Raw genomic sequence first — 21,850 nt, 5'->3', positions numbered from 1 at the left:
TGCTCTCGCGACGACCCGCGCCATTGCGCCCCTGCCGCTATCATGCGGCCCCTGCCAGGATTCGCGGATCACGCCATGCCGGAACCGCTGTCGACCCACCGCACCGGCGCCGTGCTGCGGCTGCGCCTGGAACGGCCCGAGCTCCACAACGCCTTCGACGCCGGCCTGATCGCGCTGCTCACCGACGCCTTGGCCGCTGCCGCCGCTGACGCCCAGGTCAGGGTCGTCGTGCTGGAAGGCGCTGGCGCGTCGTTCTCCGCCGGCGCCGACCTCAACTGGATGCGCGGCATGGCCGCCGCCAGCGAGGCGGCGAACCGCGAGGACGCCCTCGCCCTCGCCCGCCTGATGCGCACGCTGGACGAGTTGCCGAAGCCGACGATCGCCCGGGTGCATGGCGCCGCGTTCGGCGGCGGGGTCGGCCTAGTCGCCTGCTGCGACATCGCGATCGGCGTGCCGGAAGCGAAGTTCGGCCTGACCGAAAGCCGGCTGGGCCTGTTGCCGGCGGTGATCTCGCCCTACGTGGTCGCCGCGATCGGCCCGCGCCAGGCGCGGCGCTGGTTCGCCACCGCCGAGGTGTTCGACGCGGCGCAGGCGCTGCGGATCGGACTGCTGCACGAGGTGGTGCCCGCCGATGCGCTGGACGCCGCGGTCGAGCGCCAGCTGTCGCTGCTGCTCAAGGCCGGGCCGCTCGCCGCGGCCGCCGCCAAGTCGCTGGTGCGCGGCGTGCTGGCCACCGGCGACCGCGACGCGCTCGATGCCGCCAATGCCACGCTGATCGCGAAGCTGCGCGTGTCCCCGGAGGGACAGGAGGGCCTGTCCGCCTTCCTCGACAAACGCCCCCCGCACTGGACTGCCTGAGGCCTGCCCATGCTCGACCACGTCGGTGTCTCCGTGTCCGACTATGCCCGCAGCCTGGGGTTCTATCGCCAGGCGCTCGCCCCGTTGGACATCACGTTGCTGATGGAAATGACGCCGGAAGCGACCGGCGGCAACGGCGCCGCCGGGTTCGGCAGCGGCGACGAGCCGTTCTTCTGGTTCGGCGACGACGGCGCGCCCGGCGTGCATACGCATGTCGCCTTCCGCGCGCGGAGTCGCGCGCAGGTGGATGCGTTCCATGCGGCCGCACTCGCCGCCGGCGGCCGGGACAATGGCGCGCCGGGCCTGCGCCCGCACTACCATGAACACTACTACGGCGCGTTCGTGCTGGATCCGGACGGACACAACATCGAGGCCGTGTGCCACCGTCCGGAATGACATCCCGGCCCGAACCCGCAGGAACGTCACCAGGACCCCGCAGATGTTCTCGAAGATCCTGATCGCCAACCGCGGCGAAATCGCCTGCCGCGTGATCCGCACCGCGCGCAGGCTGGGCGTGCGCACCGTGGCCGTGTTCTCCGAGGCCGATGCCGACGCCCAGCACGTGCGCCTCGCCGACGAGGCCTGGCCGATCGGCGGTCCGCGGCCGGCGGAGAGCTACCTGCGCGCCGATGCGATCCTCGAGGCGGCGCGCCGAAGCGGCGCGCAGGCGATCCACCCGGGCTACGGCTTCCTCAGCGAGAACGCCGAGTTCGCCGATGCGGTGGAAGCGGCGGGCCTGGTCTTCATCGGCCCGAAGGCGTCGTCGATGCGGGCGATGGGCAGCAAGGCCGGCGCCAAGGACCTGATGCACGCCGCGGGCGTGCCGGTGGTGCCGGGCTACACCGGGCAGGACCAGTCGCCGGCCACGCTCGCCCGCGAGGCGGCGCGCATCGGCTTCCCGCTGATGATCAAGGCCGCGCACGGCGGCGGCGGCAAGGGCATGCGCATCGTGCGCGCGCTCGAGGAGTTCATCCCGAACCTGGAAAGCTGCCAGCGCGAAGCCGCCAATGCCTTCGGCCGCGACCGCGTGCTGCTGGAGCGCTACATCGAGTCGCCGCGCCACATCGAGATCCAGGTCTTCGGCGACGCCCATGGCAACGTGATCCATCTCAACGAGCGCGAATGCTCGGCGCAGCGGCGCTACCAGAAGGTGCTGGAGGAATCGCCCTCGCCGTTCCTGACGCCGGCACTGCGCGCCGCGATGGGCGAGGCCGCGGTACTGGCGGGGCGCGCGATCGGGTATGCGAACGCCGGCACCGTGGAGTTCATCGTCGACCCCGACGGCCACTTCTACTTCATGGAGATCAATACCCGCCTGCAGGTGGAACACCCCGTCACCGAGATGACCACGGGCCTGGACCTGGTCGAATGGCAACTGCGGGTGGCCGCGGGGGACCCGCTGCCGCTGGCGCAGGACGCGGTGCCGCAGCGCGGCCACGCCATCGAGGTGCGCCTGTACGCGGAGGATCCCGACGCCGGCTTCCTGCCCGGCTCGGGCCGGCTGGAGCGGTTGGAACTGCCGGCGTCGTCCGCGCACGTGCGCATCGACTCCGGCGTGGTCGAGGGCGATACGGTCACGATCTTCTACGACCCGATGATCGCCAAGCTGATCGTGCACGATCGCGACCGGCCCGCCGCCCTCGCCCGCCTGCGCGAGGCGCTCGCGGCCTGCGCGATCGAGGGGCCGAAATCCAACATTCCCTTCCTGGAAGCGCTGGTACGGCATCCGGCGGTGGTCGAGGGCCGGATCGATACCGGCTACCTCGACCGTCACCTCGACGAATTCATCGGCGTCCCCGCCGACGACGCGGCCGGCGGCGACCTGCTGCTCGCGGCCGCGACCGTGGCGTTGTTGCAGCAGGAACAGGTGCAGCGCGAAGGCGCAGCGCAGTCCGGCGATCCGACCTCGCCCTGGGCGATCGCCGACGGCTGGCGCCTCGGCCACGCCGGGCAACGGCCGCTGGCCTTCCAGCACCGCGACGAGCGGATCGAGCTGCTGGCGCAGGGCGATGGCGGCCGCTACCGCATCGCGCACGGCAGCCGCCTGGCGGACATCGCGGGCGCGCGCCTGTCCGAGCACGCGCTCTCCCTGCGTATTGACGGCAGGGGTCGTCGCTTCCGCGTGTCGCCGCAGCCCGGGCGGATCGACGTGCACGACGGGCAACGTCGGCTCTCGCTGCGCCCGCTGGCGATGTACCGCCACGAGGCGTCGGGCCAGGAGGCCGGCGACGACCGTGTGCGCGCGCCGATGCCCGGTCGCGTGGTCGCAATCCGCGTCGCCGCCGGCGACAAGGTCGAACAGGGGCAGGAACTGGCGGTGATCGAGGCGATGAAGATGGAGCTGGCGCTGAGGGCGCCGCGCGCCGGCACGGTCGGCGAACTGCGCGCGGCGGCCGGCGATTTCGTCGAGGCCGACAGCGTCCTGGTCGTGCTGGAGGACTGACATGGCCCTGCCCGCGCGCGTACGCATCGTCGAGGTCGGCCCGCGCGACGGCCTGCAGAACGAGCCCGCGCAGGTACCGACCGCGGCCAAGATCGAGCTGATCGACCGCCTGTCCGCGACCGGCCTGCAGACCATCGAGGCGACCAGCTTCGTCAGCCCGAAATGGGTGCCGCAGCTGGCCGACGCGGCCGAGGTGTTCGCCGGCATCGACCGCCGCCCCGGCATCGCCTATCCGGTGCTGGTGCCGAACCTGCGGGGCTACGAACGTGCGCGCGCCGCGGGCGCGAGCGAAGTCGCCGTGTTCACCGCCGCGTCGGAGGCGTTCAACCGCCGCAACACCAACGCCGGCATCGACGAATCGCTGCAGCGCTTCGTGCCGGTGCTCGAGCGCGCGCGCGACGACGGCGTGCGGGTGCGCGGCTATGTTTCGACCGTGCTCGGCTGTCCCTACCAGGGCGCGGTGCCGCTCGGCGACGTGGTGCGGGTGGCGAAGGCGCTGCACGCGATGGGCTGCTACGAGGTCTCGCTCGGCGACACCATCGGCGTGGGAACGCCCGGCAGTGCGCGCGCGATGCTGCGCACGGTCGCCGCGGAGGTGCCGATGGCGGCGCTGGCGGTACATTTCCACGACACCTGGGGTCAGGCCCTGGCCAACATCCTGGCCTGCCTGGAGGAAGGCGTGGCGGTGGTCGACAGCGCCGTCGCCGGCACCGGCGGCTGTCCCTACGCAAAGGGCGCATCCGGTAATGTCGCCAGCGAGGATGTCGTGTATATGCTCCATGGCATGGGCATCGAGACCGGCATCGACCTTCCGCAACTCGCCGACACCGGCCGCTGGCTGGCGGGACTGCTCGGCCGCGAGACCGGCAGCAAGGCCGGCCGGGCCCTGGCGGCGGCCGGATGACGTCTCGGCCGCTGCCGGACGAGGCCGCGATGCCCCCCGCCAACGACGGGACGGCGCAGATCGTGGCCTCGCTGGAGGCGGCCTGCCGCGACCTGGCGCTGCCGACCGCGGCCCGCGACCTGTTCGCGCGCGCCCGAGACGCCCTGCGCGCCGCCAGCAGCGACGCCGAGGCCGCGCGGCTGCGCTACCACGCCCTGTTCGACGCGGTCCCCGATCCGGTCAGCATCCTCGACGAAAGCGGCATCGTGCTCGACCTCAACAAGGCCGGCCTGGCCGCCTACCGTCGCCCGCGCGAGGAGATCGTCGGCCAGCCGATCGAAGTGCTCAACCCGGACCTGCCCAAGGACCACATGCGGCCGGTGCTGGAAACCCTCAACCGCGGCGAGACCTACGTGATCGAGGTCGCCAACATGCGCGGCGACGGCACCCGCTTCCCGGTGGAGGTGCATTCGGCCGGGTTCACCCACGACGGGCGCCGCTGCGTGGTGGCGGTGGCGCGCGACCTGAGCGCTCGGCGCGTGGCCGAACTGCGCTACGGCCAGTTGCTGGAGGTGATCGACAAGGGCGTGCTGGTGCTCGACGACCACGGCCGGCTGGTGCAGGCCAACGCCGCGGCCATGCGCATCCTCGGCGCCGACGAGCACCACGATTTCCAGGAGTACCTGCGCCCCTGCGACTGGGCGATGGTCGACGAGGGCGGCCGTCCGATCACGGTGGGCGACCTGCCGCCTGCGGACACCCTGCGCACCGGCAAGGCCACCGAAAGCCGGGTGCTGGGCCTCTACCATCGCCCCGAGCGGCGCCTGCGCTGGCTGTCGGTGAGCAGTGTGCCGCTGTTCGCGCCGGGCGGGCGCAAGCCGGTGCAGGTGCTGTCGTTCTTCAGCGACGTCACCCAGCTCAAGCGCGACAGCGCGCTGTTCGACCGCGCCCAGTCGCTGGCCCACATCGGCGGCTGGGAATGGGAGGTCGACCGCGACGCGCTGTACATGACCGACGAGGCGCTGCGGATCCTCGGCGGGCGCGAGATGCAGACGATCGGCGACCTGCTCGCAGCGCTCTCGCAGGCCGACTGCGTGCGCCTGGATGCGGCCCTGCAGCGCGCCATCTCCGCAAACCGCCCGATCGACCTCGAAGTGCAGGGCACGCACGCCGACGGCAGCCCGTTGTGGCTGCGGATCATCGGCGAGGCCGAGATCAACCGCTCCGAGGGCACCAGCATCACCGGCACCCTGCAGGACATCACCGAACGCAAGCAGGAGCAGGAAACCCTGCGCATCCGCGCGCGCACCGATCCGCTCACCGGCCTGCTCAACCGCGACGCGATGCTGCACGAACTCGACACCCGCATGCGCGACCCGCTGCACGGCGGCATCGCGGTGCTCTACATCGACCTCGACCGGTTCAAGATGGTCAACGATGTGCTCGGCCATGCCGCGGGCGACGAACTGCTCAACGCCGCGGCGCGGCGCATCACCCGCGCCGCCGGCACCGAAGGCCTGATCGCGCGCTTCGGCGGCGACGAGTTCCTGGTGATCTGCAATACCGCCGACGACGAGCCGCGGCCCGAGCGCATCGCCGACGCCATCCTCGGCGCGTTCTCCGAGAGCTTCCGCTTCGAGAAGGAGGAGTTCGCGATCACCGCCAGCATCGGCATCGCGCGCTCGCCGCGCGACGGCGAGCGGCCGCAGGTGCTGATCCAGAACGCCGACGCGGCGATGTACGACAGCAAGCGCCGGATCCGTAACGGTCGCCAGGCGTTCACCCCGGAGCTGGCGCAGTCGCAGCAGAACCGCCTGCGCATGGAAACCCACCTGCGCCGCGCCGCCGACAACGACGAGTTCCGGCTCGTCTACCAGCCGCAGGTCGACCTGCGCAACGGCGCCACGGTCGCCGCCGAGGCGCTGATCCGCTGGCAGAACCACCAGCTCGGCGAGATGCGGCCGGACCATTTCATCGGCCACGCCGAAACTACCGGCGACATCGTCCGCATCGGCGGCTGGGTGCTGCGCGAAGCCTGTCGCCAGGTGGCCGAGTGGCGCGATGCCGGGCTCGGCATCATCCGCGTCGCGGTCAACGTCTCGTATCGCCAGTTCCTGGTCGAGGACCTGGCCCACACCATCCGCGAGGCCCTCGACGAGCACGGCCTGCCCGGGTCGGCGCTGGAGCTCGAGTTCACCGAACGCGTGCTGATCGAGGATGCGCCCGACACCCTGCGCACCTTCGCCGCGCTGCGCGAGATGGGCATGATCCTGACCATCGACGATTTCGGCGAGGGTTACAGCGCGCTGAACTACCTGCGGCGGCTGCCGATCCACGGGCTCAAGCTCAGCCAGCTGTTCGTCGAGGGCGTGCCCGGCAACCATTCCGACGTGGCGGTCTGCCAGGCGGTGGCCGGCATCGCCCGCAGCCTGGGCCTGGGGCTCGTGGCCGAGGGCATCGAGTCGGAGGCGCAACGCCGCTTCATGCTGGAACTGGGCGTGCCCGTTGGCCAGGGCTTCCTGTTCGCGCCCGGGTTGCCGCCCGACGAATTCGCCCGCCGCGTCGCGCCGCCGCACTGAACCCGGCACGCGGCGTGACGGCCGGCGGCCATCCGCGTGGGCGGAACCGTGTGCCACCACGTTGCCGCGCGAAGGCCTGTCCGCGCGCCCATGGCGGAAGGCGCGGTAAAATGCGCGCTTTCCGACGCGGGAACCCGCCATGCACTCCGCTTCCGTCCGCGCCGTCGTCAGCGGCGGCGTCTCCGGCCTCGGCCTGGCCGTGGCCCAGCGCATCCTCGCCGACGGCGGCAAGGTCGCGCTGTTCGACGTCAACGACGACAAGGGCGCCGCCGCGGTGGCGAAGTTCGGCGCGGCGAACGCCCGGTACATCCGCACCGACGTCGCCAGCGAGGACGGCGTGGTCGCGAGCGTGGCCGCGGCGAAGGAGTTCCTCGGCGGACTGAACGTGGCGGTGAACTGCGCCGGTATCCTCGGCGCCGGGCGCGTGCTCGGCCGCGAGGCGCCGATGCCGTTGCAGCAGTTCTCGAACACGGTGATGGTCAACCTGGTCGGCAGCTTCAACCTGGCCAAGGCCGCGGCCACGGCCATGCAGCACAACGAGGCCGGCGACGACGGCGAACGCGGTGTGATCGTCAACACCGCGTCCGTCGCCGCGTACGAGGGCCAGATCGGACAGGCGGCGTATTCCGCGTCCAAGGGCGGCGTGGTCGCCATGACCCTGCCGATGGCGCGCGAGCTGGCGCGTTTCGGCATCCGCGTGAACACCATCGCGCCGGGCATCTTCTGGACGCCGATGGTCGACGGCATGCCGGACGAGGTGCAGCAGTCGCTCTCGGCCTCGATTCCCTTCCCCTCGCGCCTCGGCCGCCCGGAGGAGTTCGCCGACCTGGTCGCCTATATCGTCGGCAACCGCTACCTCAACGGCGAGACCATCCGCCTCGACGGCGCGGTGCGGCTGGCCCCAAAGTGACCGCCGCAGGCGGTCATCCCGAACGCAGCGAGGGATCCCGCGCCGCATCGACGCGCGCGCAGAAGATCTGAAGGAATTCGCGCGACGGTTTGCAGATTCCTCGCTACGCTCGGAATGACAACCTCTTCCTTTTTCGCCTCCCCAATCCCCAATCCCAGCCTCCCAATGAAAGCCTACGACATCAAGAAAGGTAACGTCGTCGAACACAACGGCACCGTCTACCAGGTGCGCGACATCGAACGCAGTTCGCCGCAGGGGCGCGGCGGCAACGTGCGCTTCCGCTTCATCATGTACAGCGTGCCGGGCGGCAACAAGCTCGATGCCAGCTTCGATGGCGACGACAGCCTGACCGAGGTCGAGCTGCAGCGCCGGCAGGCGACGTTCTCGTACAAGGATGGCGACGCCTTCGTGTTCCTCGACGACGAGGACTACACGCCCTACACGCTCGATGCGGAGGTCGTCGGCGACGATGCCGGCTACATCACCGAAGGGCTCAGCGGCAGCTACGTGCAGATCATCGACGAGCAGCCGGTCGCGCTGCAGTTGCCGCAGCACGTGACCCTGGAAGTGGTCGAGACGCCGCCGGAACTCAAGGGCGGCACCGCGACCAAGCGCCCCAAGCCGGCGACGCTCAACACCGGCCTGGAGATCATGGTGCCGGAGTACATCGTCACCGGCGAACGCGTGCTGGTGAACACCACCACCGGCGAATTCGGCGGCCGCGCGGACTGAAATCGCCCCCCCGGTCGATCGCCGGCCTCCACTGGCGCATCCGGCGCCCCGCCGCGCCAGGGTCTACGGCGACCCGGTCCCCGCCAGCCGGCGCAGATGCCCGCCGACCAGGGCGAGGTTCGCCTCGGTCCGTTCCAGCCTGCGGCGCTGCGGCGCCGGCAGCCACCTGCGTGCACGCGCCTGGAGGCCGTCGCGCAGGCTGCGCAACCGTGCATCGTCTTCGGCCACGGCGGTGGCCAGCACCGCGCGTTCGTCACGTTGCGGAAGCCCGTAACCTGCCGGCAACAGAGCCGCGGGCCGCCCGGCGTAGGCGCCGTCGCCCAGCAGTTCGCGCAATGCGTCGGTAGCGCCGGACAGGTCGCCGTCGCCACGCAGGAAGCGCTGCTTCAGCGCCTCGCGCCCCTGTGCCTCCTCGCGCCGCAGCGCCGCCTGCTCGAGCACCAGCAGCGCCGCGGCGGCGCGCAGATCGCCACGTTCGAGCCAGGGCGCGCGCGCGGCCGGGTCCAGCTCGAACCACGCCTGCGCATCACCGACCGGCAGGCCGATCCGCGCGTCGGCGACCGCGAACAGATCCGCGAAGTACCCCGCCAGCGACTCGAACCGGTAGCCGTCGCGCAGCGCCGCCGCGGAATCGTCCAGCACCGAGGCATCGGCGATGCCCTCGCGCCGCAGGCGCCGCAGCAGTCCGGTCGGCGTGATGCTGCGCAGCCGCGCCCGCGACAGCCGCGGCACGCCGTCGTTGAGCAGCTTCCAGGTCTCGACCGCGCAGTTGTTGCCGACGAAGAAGTAGCTTCCGTCGTAACTCCAGTGCACCTGCGCGGCGCGTTCGAGCAGGCCGGCGATCTCGCCCTCGTCCAGCCGCAGCGGGATCGACCGCAATCCGCGCAGCTCCACCTTGGTGTACTCGTCCACCACCTGCGCCAGCGGCAGCACGAACAGCCGCGACGGATATGAGCCGGTCAACCCCCGCCAGCTGGAAATCTGCACGTCGTCGACGAAGGCGCGGAACGAGAGCACGACGTGGTACTGGAGGTCGAACCGGCAGTCCGGGCCGCGCGGCCGCCCCGGCGCGCACACCACCAGCCTCAGCATGCTGTGGCCCCAGCGGCTCATCGGACGCTCGTTGGCTTCCGCGAACAGGTAGTCGATGGTGTGGATGCGCGACGGATCGATGTCGAGCAGCCGCAGTGCGGCGCCGTCGTCGGCCGCGGCGACGAACGGCGACGCCTGCGCGCATTCCTGCGCACCGACGTGCGCGCCAGAGGCGAAATGCGCGGCGAGATGCGCGTGCAATGCGGGCCGGCGACAGGCGTATCCGGGATCGAGCAGGAAATGCTCGAGGTTCACCGCGACGAACTCGGCCGGCGAATGCAGCTCGTAGCCATCGGGACTGCGGTCGCGCAGGTCGTTGCGCGACGCGCGCAGGCCCAGGCGCAGCGGTCGCACCGGCCAGCCGGCGAGGTCGAGCAGGCGCGGATCGCGCGACAGGCCGCCGCCCGGCGAACGGTCGTAGACGTGGGCGAGCTCGTGCACGAGCGCCGCGAGCGCCGCGCGCGCAGAAGGGTCCACGCGTCCGGCGGCGACGTCGCGCGCCATCCAGCCATCGAGCAGCGAACGCCGGAGGCCGACACGCCCGTTGCGCGTGCGCCCATGTACCCGTTGCGGCAGATCGTCGCGCCAGCGCAGGACGACGGTCCGGTCGAGACGCTGGTGGAACGCCGGCGGGAGCGCGTCGAGCGCCTGGTCGGCCAGTTCGCGTGTCGCACCCAGCTCGTCGACGGAAAGCCCGGCGGGATCGATCTCCAGGCGCAGCGACGCGGGCGCCTGCGCCGCGCAGGCCAGCAGGCCCGCCAGCAGGCAGCAGCGGACCCGGCCTCGCACGCAACCGCGATCAGTAGGCGAGGATCGCCAGCGCGAGCTGCAGGTCGCTGGCGGCACGGCTGCCGGGATCGCGCTCGCGCAGGTGGCGCAGCGCCGACTCGAGCCGCGCGCCACGGATCGCGCCGTCGCTGGCGACGAACATCGCCGCATCGTCGCGCGCGCCCAGCACCACCTTGTCGTTGCCGGACGTGCTGCCGGACGACGCGGACGACCCGGCCGACGACGCGCCACCGGTGGTTCCGGCGAAACTGCCGGCCAGGGCCGGTGCGGCGGACACCGTCAACAGCAACATCAGCAAACAGCGCTTCATCGTGGCTTACCGGGCGGGATTCCGGCCCGCAGAATATCGCGCCGACGCCGGCCGCGGCTGAACGCTTGCCGGGCCGCGACGGCGAAGGTCACTGCGTCTACGCGGCCGGCACCACCGTGCCCTGCGCGATCGCACACAGCACCAGCGCATCCTCGCGCAGCGCTTGCACCTCGCACCGGCACACCGCCTGCCGCTGTCAGGCCGCGACCGCCCCCGCGCGCGCGATCAGCATCGCGCCGGTGGCCGGTCGCAGGTAGTTGATCTTGAACTCGGAGGTCAGCGCATTGACGCCCAACGCCATGCCGCCGGCGAAGGTGATGGCGTTGTCCGCCAGGTAGGCCAGCACGCCGCCGTGCTGCTGCAGCAGCTCGTCGCGCAGCGGCAGCCGGATCTCGGTGTCTTCGGCCGAGGCCCGCACCAGGGTGGCGCCGAGCAGGCGGGTGAACGGTTGCGTCTCGAAGATCCCCCGCGCGAACGCGACCAGTTGCTCGGTGTCCCGGGTCACGGCTCGTCGAACAGCTTGCCGGGGTTCATCAGACCGTCGGGGTCGAGCACCCGCCGGATGCCGCGCATCAGCGCGATTTCCGCCGCGCTCCGAGTCGAGGACAGGTAGGGCTTCTTGACCAGGCCGATGCCGTGCTCAGCCGAAATGCTGCCGCCATGGCGCTGCAGGGCATCGGCCAGCAGCTTGGTCACCCGCTCGCACTCGGCCACGAAATCCGCCTGCGTCATCGCCTCGGGCTTGAGCACGTTGATGTGCAGGTTGCCGTCGCCGATGTGGCCGAACCAGACCACGTCGAAGTGCGGGTACTCGCGCCCCAGCAGCGCCTGGGTCTCGGCGAGGAAGGCCGGCATCGCCGAGATCCGCACCGAGACGTCGTTCTTGTAGGGCACGTGCTTCGCGAGCGCCTCGGTGATGCCCTCGCGCAGCCGCCACAGCTGGGCGGCCTGCGCGTCGCTCTGGCTGATCACACCGTCGAGCACCCAGCCCTCACCGAGGCAGTATTCGAACGCCGACAGTGCGGCCCCCTGCTCCGCCTCGCCGGCCGCGAACTCCACCACCACGTAATAGGCGTGCACCTCGTCGAACGGCTTCTGCGCGCCATGGGCCAGCACGTGGTGCAGGGCACGGTCGGTGAAGAACTCGAACGCCTCCAGGCGCAGCTTCGCGCGCAGGGTTTCGAACACCCGCATCAGCGCGTCGAAATCCGGCAGCGCCAGCAGCATCACGCTGGTCGGCGGCGGCGGATCGGTGAGCCGCAGGGTCGCTTCGACGATGATGCCGAGCGTGCCCTCCGAGGCCACGGCAAGGTGGCGCAGGTCGTAGCCGCTGGAGTTCTTGACCAGGCCGCGGCCGAGGTCGAGCAGTTCGCCGCGTCCATCGACCAGCTTCAGGCCCGCCACCCATTCGCGGGTGTTGCCGTAGCGGATCACGCGGATGCCGCCGGCATTGGTGGCGATGTTGCCGCCGATGGTGCACGAGCCGCGCGCGGCGAAATCGACCGGATACACCAGGCCGTGCTCCCGGGCCGCGTCGTGCACGGCCTGCAGCGGCATGCCGGCCTGGACCGTGAGTGTGCGATCGACCGGATCGAAGCCCAGCGCCCGGTTCATGCGCTCGAGGCTGAGCACGAGCTCGCCGTTGGCCGCCACCGCGCCACCGGACAGGCCGGTACGGCCGCCCGACGGCACGATCGCCACACCGGACCCGCGCGCCCAGCGCACGATCGACTGCACCTCCTCCACCGTCGACGGCAGCGCGATCGCCAGCGGCGCGGGCGTCCAGCGCCGGGTCCAGTCGCGACCGTAGTGTTCCAGGTCGGCGGCATCGGTGAGCAGGCGCAACTGCGGCAGCGACCGCGAGAGCGCGGCCAGGCGCGGGTCGGTCATCTTGGAGGAAGGCGACGAAGGGAACGCCAGCGTGCCAGCCGCGACCGGATGCGTCCAGCGCCAGGCATCGAGCGGTGCGTGCGACGGCGGGTTCGTTTCCTCCGCAACCTAAGCGATGTCGCCAGTGTTCCGTCCCATCGCCATCGCTGTTCCGCGCAGCACGGCAAAGCGCGCGCTCGCAGCGCAGTAAACGTCAGGCGCATCTGGGATAATGCAACGCTCGCCTCTCCACGACGCCCCGGATCCCCGCGCATGACGCCCCTGAAGACCTCGTTTCCGAAGCAGGACATCCGCGTGGTGCTGTTCGAAGGCATCAGCCGGAGCGCGGTCGAGGTGTTCCGGGCCGCGGGCTACGAGCAGGTGGAAGTGCTGCCGAAGTCGCTGGCCGGCGAAGAGCTGAAGCGGAAGATCGCCGGCGCGCACATCGTCGGCATCCGCTCGCGCACCCAGCTCACCGCCGAGGTGCTGGCCGAGGCGCGCAAGCTGCTCACGATCGGCTGCTTCTGCATCGGTACCAACCAGGTCGACCTGGACGCCGCGGAGCTGGCCGGGGTGCCGGTGTTCAACGCGCCCTATTCCAACACCCGCAGCGTCGCCGAACTGGTGGTGGCCGAAGCGATCATGCTGATGCGCGGCATCCCGCTCAAGAACGCCGAATGCCATCGCGGCGGCTGGAGCAAGTCGGCGTTGGGCAGCCACGAGGTGCGCGGCAAGACCCTGGGCATCGTCGGCTACGGCCACATCGGCACCCAGGTCGGCGTGCTGGCCGAATCGCTGGGCATGCAGGTGCTGTTCCACGACATCGAGGCCAAGCTCTCGCTCGGCAACGCGCGGGCGGCCGCGGGCCTGGACGACCTGCTGGAGCGTTCGGACATCGTGACCCTGCACGTGCCCGAAACCCCCTCCACGCAGATGATGTTCGGCGCCGCGCAGATCGCGCGGATGAAGCCGGGCGCGCACCTGATCAACGCCTCTCGCGGCACGGTGGTGGACATCGACGCGCTGGCCGCTGCACTGGAGTCGGGCCACGTCGGCGGCGCGGCGGTGGACGTGTTCCCGGTCGAGCCCAAGGGCAACGACGACCGCTTCGAATCGCCGCTGGTGAAGTTCGACAACGTGATCCTGACGCCGCACGTCGGCGGCAGCACGCTCGAGGCGCAGGACAACATCGGCACCGAGGTCGCCGCCAAGCTGGTGCGCTACAGCGACAACGGCAGCACCCTGTCGGCGGTCAACTTCCCCGAGGTCACCCTGCCCGAGCACGCCGGCAGCCACCGCATCCTGCACATCCATCGCAACGTGCCGGGCGTGCTGTCGCGGATCAACGAGCTGTTCTCGCGCGAGGGCGTGAACATCGACGGCCAGTTCCTGCGTACCGACGCCAAGGTCGGCTACGTGGTGATCGACATCGCCTCCACGCCGGAGATCACCTCGCGATTGCGTGCGGCGCTGAACGAGATCGAGGGCACGCTGCGCACGCGGGTGTTGTACTGACGCCTCACCCCTGTCATTCCGAACGCAGTCACTCCTGTCATTCTGAGCAGCCACCCCTGTCATTCCGAACGCAGTGAGGAATCTCGTGAATTTGCCGGAAAGGGCAGATTGACCGCCGTCGCCGTTGCGAAGCGCTTCCCGCTGCATTCGAATGACACCCTGATGCGTCATCGCACTGCCGGGGCGACAACCGGCGCACCATGACGCCTACGCCCGAGAGGACACCGTCATGCCCCGCAGCTCCACCGCCTTCCTGTTCGATCTCGACGGCACCCTCGTCGACAGCGTTTACCAGCACGTGCTGGCGTGGAAGGAAGCGCTCGACCGCGAGGGCGTCGACCTGTCGGTCTGGCGCATCCACCGCAAGATCGGCATGAGCGGCGGGCTGTTCACCAACATCCTGCTGCGCGAGACCGGCCTGGACATCACCGACGAGCGCCTGGAACGCCTGCGCGGCTGGCACGCGGAGGCCTACAACCGCCAGGCCGCCGCCGGTGCGATCCGGCCGCTGCCCGGCGCGACCGAGCTGCTCGCCTTCCTCACCGCCGAAGCCATTCCCTGGGCGATCGCGACCAGCGGCCGCATGGAAACCGCGGCGCCGAACATCGCCGCGCTGGGCGTGGATCCGGCCAAGGTGCCCGTGGTCACCCGCGACCAGGTGCGCTACGCCAAGCCCGATCCGGACCTGTTCCTCGCCGCGGCCGACCGGCTCGGTGTCGACATCGGGCACTCGCTCGTGATCGGCGACAGCATCTGGGACATGCTCGCCGCGCAGCGCGCCCGCGCGCTCGGCGTCGGCCTGCTCTCGGGCGGCTACGGCCGCGAGGAGCTGGAGCGCTCCGGCGCGTTCCGCGTCTACGACGACCCGGCCGACCTGCTGCGCCACGTCGACGAGGTCGCCGTGAGGCGCTGAAAGCCGGTCGTTCCCGTCGCCCGCAAACCACCCTCGATCGTTCGTAGGAGCGCCTTCAGGCGCGACCACCTTCCTGCGAGCGCCGGGCCGACCTGCCGCTGCCCCATGCACCGCAGGCGCCGGCACACGCCGGCCGCATCCGACGACGCGCCTGCCGCGGGTGGCCGGCGATCGCGCCTGAAGGCGCTCCTACGGCAATGCGAGCCACTTGCGCGCCATGCGGCGCAGGGAAGCATCCGCGTCGGCGTCGTCGGCGATTTCGTGGATCTCGCGCCACGCCAGCGCGTGCGACTCCGCGCTGACCACGAAATCCTCGCTTGGACCGGCGTGGACCACGTAGCGCACGTCGTAATGCCAGTGCCCCGGCACGTCGCCATGCGCGGGAATGTGGTGACGGTCCAGGTCGAAGATCCCCGGCTCCACCCGCAGCCCGCACAAACCCGACTCCTCCTCCGCCTCGCGCAGCGCGACGCGCGCCAGGTCGCGATCGCCGTCGGCATGGCCACCGAGCTGCAGCCACAGGCCGAGCTTGCGGTGATGGGTCAGCAGCACCCGCTGGCGCGAGCGGTCGACCAGCCAGGCGGACGCGGTGAAATGGCCGGCCAGGCGCGTGCGCTCGAAAGGATCGGCGGCATCTTCGAGCAGGGCCGCGAACCCCGCGGCGTCGGCCCGTTCCGCGGGCCAGGCGGCGGCGTAGCGCGCGAAGGCGGCGGCCAGCGCCGCGGTAGGGTCGGGTTCGGACATGCTGCGATGCGCCATGCTGGCCGGGCGGCGCAGTCTAGCGCGACCCGCGGCAGGCGCAGGCGCTGGCCGGCTTGTGATCCCCGGCCCGCTTTGGCAAGGTACGCCAGCCGTCCCGGGACGGCAGCCAGACCAGGGGAAGAGCATCCACGTGCGCCACAGCCGTTCCGAAGCCACCCGCAGCCGGGAGCTCCCGATCCTGCGTCCCGCGTCCCGCGGGCCGCGCGCATGAGGGTGGCAGGCCGCGCGTCCGCAGCCCTCGCCGGCACCCTGGTTCCCGCGGCCGCGGTGGCCGCCCCCGCCCCGTCGGGCGGCCTCGACCAGGCCATCAACGACGCTTTCGCGCCGGTCGCCGATGCGGTGTCCTGGCTGGTGTTCCACCCGGTCCCGATCGGCTTCGGCGCCAGTCTGCCGTTCGTGGTGCTGTGGCTGCTGGTCGCGGCGCTCGCCTTCACCCTGTACTTCCGCTTCATCAACCTGCGCGGCTTCGCGCAGGGCTTCCGGCTGGTCCGGGGCGACTTCTCGCGCCCCGACGATCCGGGCGAGGTCACCCACTTCCAGGCGCTGGCCACGGCGCTGTCGGGCACGGTCGGTCTGGGCAACATCGCCGGGGTCGCCATCGCCATCAGCATCGGCGGGCCGGGCGCGACGTTCTGGATGATCGTGGCCGGGCTGCTCGGCATGAGCTCGAAGTTCGCCGAATGCACGCTGGGCGTGAAGTACCGCCGCATCAACGCGGACGGCACCGTCTCCGGCGGGCCGATGTACTACCTCAGCCGCGGCATCGCCGAGCAGCATCCGTCGCTGGCCGGGCTGGGCAAGGCGCTGGCGGTGGTGTTCTCGATCTGCTGCATCGGCGGCTCGCTCGGCGCCGGCAACATGTTCCAGTCCAACCAGAGCTTCCAGCAGTTGCTCCAGGTCAGCGGCGGCGCCGACAGCTGGCTGGCCGACAAGGGCTGGCTGTTCGGCCTGGCGATGGCGGCGCTGGTGGCGGTGGTCATCATCGGCGGGCTGAAATCGATCGCCCGGGTGACCGGCAAGCTGGTGCCGGTGATGGCGCTCCTCTACTTCGCCTGCGGCGCGTACATCATCGTCGCCGACATCGGCAATGTCGGGCCGGCCCTCCGCGCGATCTTCGAAGGCGCGTTCACGCCCGAAGCCGGCTACGGCGGCTTCATCGGCGTGCTGATCCAGGGGTTCCGCCGCGCCGCGTTCTCCAACGAGGCGGGCGTCGGCTCGGCGGCGATCGCGCATTCGGCCTCGCGCACCAACGAGCCGGCCTCCGAGGGGCTGGTGGCGCTGTGGGAGCCGTTCATCGACACCGTGGTGATCTGCACCATGACCGCGCTGGTGATCGTGATCACCGGCATGTACCAGGTCGAGGGCGTCGGCGACGGCGTGCAGCTGACCTCGATGGCCTACGCCTCGGTGCTGTCGTGGTTCCCGTACCTGCTGGCCGTATCGGTGCTGATGTTCGCGTTCTCGACCATGCTGGCGTGGTCGTACTACGGCGAGAAGGCGACCTGTTACCTGTTCGGCGAGTCGCGCCCGGTGGCGCTGGCCTACAAGCTGCTGTTCTGCGCCTTCGTGGTGATCGGCGCCTCGGCCAACCTCGGCGTGGTGATGGATTTCTCCGATGCGATGATCCTGGTGATGTCGGTGCCCAACCTGATCGGCGTGTACCTGCTGGCGCCGGTGGTGCGGCGCGAGGTCGAACATTACCTTGCGCGGGTGCGCCGCGGCGAGGTCCGCAACTACCGGCGCATGCCGGAGGCCGCATGAACGCACGTCCCGTGCGCGAGCCGTCGCTGTTGCAGGCGCTGACGCCACTGCTGTTCCTGGCGGTCGCGCTCGGGCTGGCGGTGTACCTCTACGCCGACGACTCGTCCTACGGCGCCAACCAGATCTCGCTGCTGCTGGCGGCCGGCATCGCCGCGCTCATCGGACTGCGCAACGGCCTTGCGTGGGACCAGATCCAGGACGCGCTGGTGCATGGCGTTGCGATCGCCGTGGTGCCGATCTTCATCCTGCTGGCTGTGGGCGCGCTGATCGGCACCTGGGTGCTCAGCGGCACCGTGCCGACGATGATCGTCTACGGCATGAAGCTGCTGCATCCGGCATATTTCTACCCCGCGACCTGCCTGATCTGCGCGATCGTGGCCCTGACCATCGGCAGTTCGTGGACCGTGGCCGGCACCCTGGGCGTGGCGCTGATCGGCGTCGCGCAGGGCCTCGACATGTCGCTGCCGATCACCGCCGGTGCGATCATCTCGGGCGCCTACTTCGGCGACAAGATGTCGCCGCTGTCGGACACCACCAACATCGCCCCGGCCGCGGCCGGCAGCGAGCTGTTCGCGCACATCCGGCACATGGTGTGGACCACCGGGCCCAGCATCGCGATCGCGCTGGTGCTGTTCGCCCTGATCGGCCTCGGTAGCGGCGGTGCCGGGGAAGGCGCCGCGTTCGGCGACCTGCCGACGCTGCTGGAAGCGCAGTTCGCGCTGGGCTGGTACCTGCTGCTGCCGATGCTGGTGGTATTCGCGCTGGCGGTCCGCCGATTCCCGGCGTTCCCGACGATCATGATCGGCGCGCTGCTGGGCGCGGTGTTCGCGGTGGTGTTCCAGCCCGACGTGGTCGTCGCGCTGGCCGGCAACGAGAGCCTGTCGCGGCCGATGGCCCTGCTGTCTGGCGCATGGACCGCTCTGTTCAACGGCTACCAGGCCGACACCGGCAATGCCGCGCTCGACGACCTGCTCAGCCGCGGCGGCATGTCGAGCATGCTCAACACCGTGTGGCTGATCGTCTGCGCGATGGGGTTCGGCGCGGTGATGGAGCGCACCGGCCTGCTGGAACGGATGATCCGCAGCGTGCTCAAGGCCGCGCGTTCGACCGGCTCGCTGATCGCCTCGACCCTGGCCACCGCGTTCGGCGCGAACGTCGTCGCTGCCGACCAGTACATGTCGATCGTGCTCACCGGCCGCCTGTTCCAGCCCGAGTACCGCAGGCGCGGGCTGGACCCGGTGAACCTGTCGCGCGCACTCGAGGACGCCGGCACGATGACCTCGCCGCTGATCCCGTGGAACACCTGCGGCGCCTACATGGCGGCCACGCTCGGCGTGGCCACGCTGGATTACCTGCCCTACGCGTTCTTCAACCTGGTCAGCCCGCTGGTGGCGCTGGTGCTGGCCTATGCCGGGTTCAAGATCCTGCGGCTGCCGGCCGCCGACGCCACACCGCCGCTTCCCCAACCCGCGACGGACACGCCCGCGCCCCGCGGCTGATCCCGTCCGCGCCACCCGACACGACGCACTTTTTTCGGATCCGCACATGGACAAGACGACTTCCATCCACGGCATGTGGTCCTCACGCCTGATGTTCATCCTCGCCGCCACCGGCTCGGCGGTCGGCCTGGGCAACATCTGGCGCTTCCCGTACATGACCTCGGACAACGGCGGCGGCGCCTTCGTGCTGGTGTACCTGGGCTGCATCCTGTTGGTGGGCCTGCCGATCCTGATGGCCGAGATCCTGATCGGCCGTCACGGCCGGGTCAGCCCGATCAATACATTCCGCAAGCTGACGCGCGAGAGCGGGGTAAGTCGCCATTGGGTGGCGATCGGCTGGATCGGCATCGTCGCCGGCATCCTGATCCTGAGCTTCTACAGCGTGGTCGCCGGCTGGACCCTGCATTACGCCTTCCTGTACGTGAAGCAGCTGGCCGGCGGCGCCGCCATCACCGATCCCGGTGCCACGTTCGCCGCGCTGCTCGCCGATCCGCTGGAGCTGACCTTCTGGCACGCGCTGTTCATGCTGCTCACCGTGGCGGTGGTGGCGCTGGGCGTGGAGAAGGGCCTGGAGCGCGCGGTCCGGTTCCTGATGCCGGCGCTGTTCGTGCTGCTGCTGATGCTGGTGGTCTACGGCATGACCACCGGCTTCATGGGCCAGGCCGCGACGTTCCTGTTCAAGCCCGACTGGTCGGTGATCACGGGCGGCACCTTCCTCAGCGCGATGGGCCAGGCGTTCTTCACCCTGAGCCTGGGCATGTGCACGATGATGACCTACGGCGCCTACCTGCCGCGCGAGGGCGTGTCGATCGGCCGCGTCGGCATCGCGGTGGCGCTCACCGATACCAGCGTGGCGCTGCTGGCGGGGCTCGCGATCTTCCCGATCGTGCTGTCGTTCGGGATCGATCCCGCCGGCGGCGGGCCGGGGCTGATCTTCACTTCGCTGCCGCTGGCATTCGAGTCGATGCCGTTCGGGATCGTCTACGGGCTGGCGTTCTTCGGCCTGCTCGCGGTCGCCGCGTGGACCTCGTCGATCTCGCTGCTGGAGCCGGCCACCGCGTTCCTGGTGGAACGGTTCGGCGTCGCCAGCCGCAAGCGCGCTGCGCTCGGCATCGCCGGCCTCTCCTGGCTGCTGGGCCTGCTCTCGGTGCTGTCGCTGAACGTGTGGTCCGGCGTGCGCATCCTCGACCGCGACATCATGACCTTCGTCGAGTTCATCGCCAACGACCTGATGCTGCCGCTGGGCGGACTGCTGATCGCGCTGTTCGCCGGCTGGGCGCTCAATCGCACCATCCTGCGCGAGCAGCTGTCCGACATGCCGCCCGTGCTGTTCACGACTTGGCGCTGGCTGATGCGGGTGGTCGCGCCGGCGCTGGTGCTGATCGTGCTGGTGCGGGCGGTGCTGTAGGAGCGGTGATTGGTGATTGGTGATCGGTGCCGCCGCCGATCCGGACATGCCGATGCCGGCAATCGCTGGTACCGACCGAACCCTCTTCAGGCGGCGCGAAAGCCGTGCTCGTGCGAATCACCAATCACGAATCACCAATCACGAATCACCAATCCCTGCTTTCAAGCTAGACTTCCGCGCATGAGCGCCCTGCCCTACGACCCCCAGCGCCTGCACGAGCTCGCGGGCGAACTGATCGCGAACGTGCGCGAGCTCGCGCAGCTCGGCTGGACGCCGGCCACGAGCAGCAACTTCTCCTCGCGGCTGGACGAACGGCATGCGGCGATCACCGTGTCCGGCCGCGACAAGGGGCGCCTGACCGAGGACGACATCATGGTGGTCGACTTCGATGGCTTCGCCGTCGGCAGCGACCACCGGCCCTCCGCGGAGACGCTGCTGCACACGCAGCTGTACCGGCGCTTCCCGGACGTCGGCTGCATCCTGCACACCCATTCGCACAACCAGACGGTCGCCTCGCGCATCTTCCCGCGCAGCGTCCGGCTCGAGGGCTACGAGCTGCTCAAGGCGTTCCGCGGCAACGAAACCCACGAGGCCGCGATCGAGCTGCCGGTGCTGCCCAACAGCCAGGACATGCCGACCCTGGCCGCGAAGGTCGAGGCGCTGCTCGACCGCGGTCCGCTGTGGGGCTACCTGATCCAGGGGCATGGACTGTACGCCTGGGGCCGCGACATGGCCGAGGCGCGCAGGCACCTGGATGCCTTCGAGTTCCTGCTCGGCTGCGAGCTGGACCTGCGTCGGATCACCACCGTCCACTGACGGCGGCGTTGCCGCGACGGAACGCGGGCGTTCCGCCCGCGTCATTTCCTGTTCCCGACCCGGCTGCTAGCCTGATCGCCTCCCCGTCGTCCCGAGAGCCTGCCGCCATGAGCCGACTCCGCATCTTCTCCGAACACCAGCCCGACGCCCCGGAATTCAGCAGCCACGACGGCGACGAGATCGCGCGCGAGCTGGCGAAGATCGGCGTGCACTTCGAACGCTGGCAGGCCAGCCAGCCGGTGACGGCCGGTGCCACGCCGGAACAGGTGCTGGCCGCCTACAAGTCCGACATCGACCGCATCTCCGCCGAGCGTGGCTTCACCACGGTCGACGTGATCAGCATCGTCCCGGACAACCCGAAGAAGGAAGAACTGCGCGGCAAGTTCCTCGACGAGCACTACCACAACGAGGACGAAGTGCGCTTCTTCGTCGACGGCTCGGGCCTGTTCACCCTGCACGTGGGCGAGAAGGTCTACGAGATCGAATGCGTGAAGGACGACCTGATCGCGGTGCCCGACGGCACCACCCACTGGTTCGACATGGGCCCGGAGCCGCGCTTCGTCGCGATCCGCTTCTTCCAGCAGCCCGACGGCTGGATCGGCCATTTCACCGGCACCGACATCGCGCGCAGGTTCCCGCGCTACGACGTGCCGACGACGGGCTGACCCGTCCGCCGGGGCCGGATCGTGCACGCAACGCGCTACGCTATGG

At 70.4% G+C, this 21,850-nt stretch carries 19 protein-coding genes; 14 read left to right on the top strand and 5 right to left on the bottom strand.

What is annotated here, in order from left to right:
* The first annotated feature begins 75 nt into the window (after positions 1–75).
* From JMO03_RS16940 to yeiP, 7 genes are all read left to right on the top strand, one after another.
* Positions 76–858 (top strand): enoyl-CoA hydratase-related protein, encoded by a 783-nt coding sequence (locus tag JMO03_RS16940; protein WP_202844910.1) that lies wholly within the window; start codon positions 76–78, stop codon positions 856–858.
* Positions 859–861: 3 nt separating this feature from the next.
* Entirely contained in the window at positions 862–1,254 is a 393-nt protein-coding gene (locus JMO03_RS16935) for a VOC family protein (protein ID WP_202844942.1), read from the top strand.
* 43 nt (positions 1,255–1,297) lie between these two features.
* Positions 1,298–3,301 (top strand): acetyl/propionyl/methylcrotonyl-CoA carboxylase subunit alpha, encoded by a 2,004-nt coding sequence (locus JMO03_RS16930; protein ID WP_202844909.1) that lies wholly within the window; start codon positions 1,298–1,300, stop codon positions 3,299–3,301.
* A gap of 1 nt (position 3,302) precedes the next feature.
* Positions 3,303–4,205: a hydroxymethylglutaryl-CoA lyase gene (locus JMO03_RS16925; RefSeq protein WP_425491859.1), complete on the top strand. Its 903-nt coding sequence runs from the start codon at positions 3,303–3,305 to the stop codon at positions 4,203–4,205.
* Positions 4,206–4,234: 29 nt separating this feature from the next.
* Positions 4,235–6,763, top strand: a complete 2,529-nt coding sequence (locus JMO03_RS16920) for a sensor domain-containing protein (protein WP_238346247.1) — start codon at positions 4,235–4,237, stop codon at positions 6,761–6,763.
* Between the two features lie 139 nt (positions 6,764–6,902).
* Positions 6,903–7,673 (top strand): SDR family oxidoreductase, encoded by a 771-nt coding sequence (locus JMO03_RS16915; protein WP_202844907.1) that lies wholly within the window; start codon positions 6,903–6,905, stop codon positions 7,671–7,673.
* Between the two features lie 165 nt (positions 7,674–7,838).
* The gene (gene yeiP / locus JMO03_RS16910; protein ID WP_202844906.1) at positions 7,839–8,405 is read left to right on the top strand and encodes an elongation factor P-like protein YeiP; all 567 of its coding nucleotides are present in this window, start codon (positions 7,839–7,841) and stop codon (positions 8,403–8,405) included.
* Between the two features lie 63 nt (positions 8,406–8,468).
* Here the strand turns inward: yeiP and JMO03_RS16905 are convergent, their stop codons facing one another.
* The 4 genes from JMO03_RS16905 to JMO03_RS16890 all read right to left on the bottom strand — a co-directional run bounded on the left by JMO03_RS16905 (position 8,469) and on the right by JMO03_RS16890 (position 12,486).
* Positions 8,469–10,286 carry a DUF7844 domain-containing protein gene (locus JMO03_RS16905; protein WP_337926440.1) on the bottom strand — a complete coding sequence of 606 codons (1,818 nt, stop codon included), beginning with the start codon at positions 10,284–10,286 and terminating at the stop codon, positions 8,469–8,471.
* A gap of 10 nt (positions 10,287–10,296) precedes the next feature.
* The gene (locus tag JMO03_RS16900; protein ID WP_202844905.1) at positions 10,297–10,596 is read right to left on the bottom strand and encodes a DUF2388 domain-containing protein; all 300 of its coding nucleotides are present in this window, start codon (positions 10,594–10,596) and stop codon (positions 10,297–10,299) included.
* Between the two features lie 196 nt (positions 10,597–10,792).
* Positions 10,793–11,101, bottom strand: coding sequence for a hotdog fold thioesterase (locus JMO03_RS21225; RefSeq protein ID WP_202844904.1), 309 nt, complete (start codon positions 11,099–11,101; stop codon positions 10,793–10,795).
* The gene (locus JMO03_RS16890) at positions 11,098–12,486 is read right to left on the bottom strand and encodes an FAD-binding oxidoreductase (protein WP_202844903.1); all 1,389 of its coding nucleotides are present in this window, start codon (positions 12,484–12,486) and stop codon (positions 11,098–11,100) included. The genes JMO03_RS21225 and JMO03_RS16890 overlap by 4 nt, the downstream gene beginning before the upstream one ends.
* Before the next feature lie 252 nt (positions 12,487–12,738).
* Here JMO03_RS16890 and serA point away from each other — a divergent pair, with 252 nt between their 5' ends.
* Together serA and JMO03_RS16880 are read left to right on the top strand one after the other, a co-directional pair.
* Positions 12,739–13,980 (top strand): phosphoglycerate dehydrogenase, encoded by a 1,242-nt coding sequence (serA, locus tag JMO03_RS16885; protein WP_202844902.1) that lies wholly within the window; start codon positions 12,739–12,741, stop codon positions 13,978–13,980.
* A gap of 229 nt (positions 13,981–14,209) precedes the next feature.
* Entirely contained in the window at positions 14,210–14,893 is a 684-nt protein-coding gene (locus tag JMO03_RS16880) for an HAD family hydrolase (protein WP_202844901.1), read from the top strand.
* A 189-nt stretch (positions 14,894–15,082) separates the two neighbouring features.
* On the opposite strand, the gene JMO03_RS16875 is transcribed toward JMO03_RS16880, so the two are convergent.
* Positions 15,083–15,637, bottom strand: coding sequence for an NUDIX hydrolase (locus JMO03_RS16875; protein WP_238346246.1), 555 nt, complete (start codon positions 15,635–15,637; stop codon positions 15,083–15,085).
* Between the two features lie 225 nt (positions 15,638–15,862).
* Here JMO03_RS16875 and JMO03_RS16870 point away from each other — a divergent pair, with 225 nt between their 5' ends.
* The 5 genes from JMO03_RS16870 (at position 15,863) to JMO03_RS16850 (ending at position 21,804) form a co-directional block, all read left to right on the top strand.
* Positions 15,863–17,416, top strand: coding sequence for an alanine/glycine:cation symporter family protein (locus JMO03_RS16870; protein ID WP_202844899.1), 1,554 nt, complete (start codon positions 15,863–15,865; stop codon positions 17,414–17,416).
* Positions 17,413–18,915: a Na+/H+ antiporter NhaC gene (nhaC, locus tag JMO03_RS16865; protein ID WP_202844898.1), complete on the top strand. Its 1,503-nt coding sequence runs from the start codon at positions 17,413–17,415 to the stop codon at positions 18,913–18,915. The genes JMO03_RS16870 and nhaC overlap by 4 nt, the downstream gene beginning before the upstream one ends.
* A gap of 46 nt (positions 18,916–18,961) precedes the next feature.
* A complete protein-coding gene (locus JMO03_RS16860; protein ID WP_202844897.1) occupies positions 18,962–20,323 on the top strand; it encodes a sodium-dependent transporter in 1,362 nt (453 codons plus the stop codon).
* 180 nt (positions 20,324–20,503) lie between these two features.
* The gene (locus tag JMO03_RS16855) at positions 20,504–21,139 is read left to right on the top strand and encodes a methylthioribulose 1-phosphate dehydratase (RefSeq protein WP_202844896.1); all 636 of its coding nucleotides are present in this window, start codon (positions 20,504–20,506) and stop codon (positions 21,137–21,139) included.
* Between the two features lie 107 nt (positions 21,140–21,246).
* Entirely contained in the window at positions 21,247–21,804 is a 558-nt protein-coding gene (locus tag JMO03_RS16850; protein WP_202844895.1) for a 1,2-dihydroxy-3-keto-5-methylthiopentene dioxygenase, read from the top strand.
* The last annotated feature ends 46 nt before the right edge of the window (positions 21,805–21,850 follow it).

The sequence above is a fragment of the Luteimonas saliphila genome, from assembly GCF_016774335.1.
Taxonomy (GTDB): domain Bacteria; phylum Pseudomonadota; class Gammaproteobacteria; order Xanthomonadales; family Xanthomonadaceae; genus Luteimonas; species Luteimonas saliphila.
Note: the sequence above shows the minus strand (reverse complement) of the source record. Positions and strands in the feature narration are given on the sequence as shown.